This is a genomic window from Streptomyces alkaliphilus, from assembly GCF_014141535.1.
Taxonomy (GTDB): Bacteria; Actinomycetota; Actinomycetes; order Streptomycetales; family Streptomycetaceae; genus Streptomyces; species Streptomyces alkaliphilus.
In genome coordinates this window covers 1-2,415 of record NZ_VKHT01000790.1, presented here as the reverse complement: position 1 = coordinate 2,415, position 2,415 = coordinate 1, and the positions used below count along the sequence as shown (strand labels likewise).

Below are 2,415 nucleotides of genomic sequence, written 5' to 3'. Positions count from 1 at the left end.
GTGGTGAGGGCGCCGTCCCGCAGGGCGGGGCCGAGCAGCGGCCGGGCGGCGGCCCGGGTGAGGACGCCGACGGCGGCGGCGAGCAGTGCCAGGGCGAGGATGCCGGTCTGCAGGACCGGGAGGTCCTGGGCGATGGCGGCGCGCAGGGTGAGTCGGCCGAGGCCGGGGATGTCGAAGATCTGCTCGACGGCGACGGCGCCGCCGGTCAGGCCGACGACGAAGAGGCCGAGGTTGGGCAGCAGCCCGGGCAGACAGCGGCGCAGGGCGTGCCGGGCGATCCGGCGGCCGGGCACGCCCCGCGCGGTGGCGGCGCGCGCCCACGGTTCGGTGAACGCGCCGGGGAGCGCGTCGTCCAACAGGCGCCCCAGAAGGGCGCCGGCGGGCAGGCCGAGGGCGAGGGCGGGCAGCACGAGCCAGCGCGGCCCGTACCAGCCCAGGGCGGGGAGCCAGCCCAGCTGCACGCCCACGACGCCGGCCAGCACCGAGGCGGTGAGGAACTCGGGCAGCGCGGCGAGCGCGGCGGAGAGGCCGCCGGCGCGGGGTCGGTGGGCGAGGCGTCGGCGGGCGCCGAGCACCAGGGTGCGGGAGCACACGGCGGCGGCGGTCACGGCGGCGACCAGCAGGGCGCCGGCCATGAGCAGCAGCGAGGCACCCAGGGCGGAGAGCACGGAGGGCAGCACGGGGGCGCCCGAGACCCAGGAGGTTCCGGCGTCGCCGCGCGGCAGGCCGCCGAGCCATTGGCCGAGCGGGCTCCACCAGGAGCCGTCCAGGCCGAGTTCGGCGCGGATGGCGGCCAGCACCTCGGGGTCGGGGTCGCGTTCGGCGGAGCGGGCCTTGAGGACGGTGAGGGCCGGGTCGGTGTCCGTGAGGCGGGGGAGCAGGCCGATCACGCAGATCAGGGCGGCGACGGGGGCGAACCGCCACAGCGGCGTCCAGGCGTCGGCCCGTCCCGCCCTCCGCCGGGGGCGGGGGGCGGGACGTCGTGACGCGTCCCGTCCCCCGCCCGGCTCGCCGCCCCGGACGGTGCCGGTGGGATCGGACACGGTGGGTGGGCCGGTCAGCGGCGGGTGTCGCGGCCGATGAGGGTGCGCTCGTACGGGTCGAGGATCGCGCCCTCGACCGCCGGGTCCACGCCGTGCAGGGTCCGCTGGTGCACCAGCGGCACGATGGCGTCGGTGCCCAGGACGGCGGCCTCGGCGGCGAGGACCGCCTCGCGGCGTTCCGCGGGGTCGGCGATCGCGGCGGCGTCGGCGACGGCCCGGTCCACGTCCGGGTCGCACAGCAGGGCGAGGTTGTAGCCGCCCTCGCAGGTGTGGTCGCTGCTCAGGACGCCGAGCGGGTCCCCGGTGTCCAGGAGGGTGTTGCGGGCGGCGACGAAGACGTCGAACTCACCGGCGAGCGCGTCGCTCTCGATCCGCGAGTACTCGCGGACCTCCAGGGTGACGGTGAAGCCCACGGCCTCCAGTTGCTGCTGCACGACCTGGGCGACCTCGGGGAGTTCGGGCCGGTTGTCGTAGGTGGCGATGGTGATGGCGGTGCCCTCGATCGCGTCGGCGTCGGCGGGCTCGGCGCGGTTCACCGGCTCGGGACGCTCCCCGGTGTCGTCGACGACGGCGGGGCCGAAGACGCCGACGCCCGGGTCGGCGTACCCCTCGTACACGCCCTCGGCGAGGGCGGTGGTGTCGAGCGCCTCGCGGATCGCGGCGCGCAGTCCGGGGTCGGTGAGGGCGCCGGAGGCGGTGTTGAGCAGCAGAGCGGTGGTGCGGGCGGTGGAGGTCTCCCGCAGGACGTCCTCCTCCAGCGTGGCGGCGGCGGAGACGGGGATCGCCTCGGCGATGTCCACCTCGCCGCTGCGCAGGGCGTTGCTCCGGGCCAGGCCGTCGGCGATGAAGGACGCCTCGACGCCGGAGGCGGCGGCGGGACCGTTCCAGTGCCCCTCGAAGCGGTCCAGGGAGGCGCGTTCGGAGCCGGTCACGGAGGTGAGTTCGAAGGGGCCGGTGCCGGTGCCGACCGGGTCCGCGGCGCCGTCCCCGTAGGCATCGGGGGCGAGGATCGCCAGGTGGGGGGCGGCGAGGCGCAGCGGCAGGATCGGGTCGGGGTCGGCGGTGGTGATCCGCACCTCGCGGTCCCCGGTCGCCTCGACGGTGAGTTCGACGCCGGAGAGGGCGGCGGGGGCGGGTTCGGCCGCGACGGCCCGTTCGAGGGCCTCGGCCACGGCTTCGGCGGTGACCGGCTCGCCGGTGTGGAAGAGGGCCTCGCGCAGGGTGAAGACGGTGGTCAGTTCGTCCTCGGCGGTCCAGGACTCGGCGAGGGCGGGTGCGGCGGTGCCCTGTTCGTCGAGGAGGGTGAGGCCCTCGGTGACGCCGAGGCGACTGAGCAGGGTGGCGTCGGCGCCGTGGGGGGAGAGGTTCTCGG

General features: G+C 77.0%; 2 protein-coding genes. Both read right to left on the bottom strand.

The features are described 5' to 3' along the window. A partial coding sequence (locus FNQ90_RS19795) for an ABC transporter permease (RefSeq protein ID WP_182607598.1) occupies positions 1-926 on the bottom strand: 926 nt, incomplete at its 3' end. A 131-nt stretch (positions 927-1,057) separates the two neighbouring features. Then, a partial coding sequence (locus FNQ90_RS19790; protein WP_182607597.1) for an ABC transporter substrate-binding protein occupies positions 1,058-2,415 on the bottom strand: 1,358 nt, incomplete at its 5' end.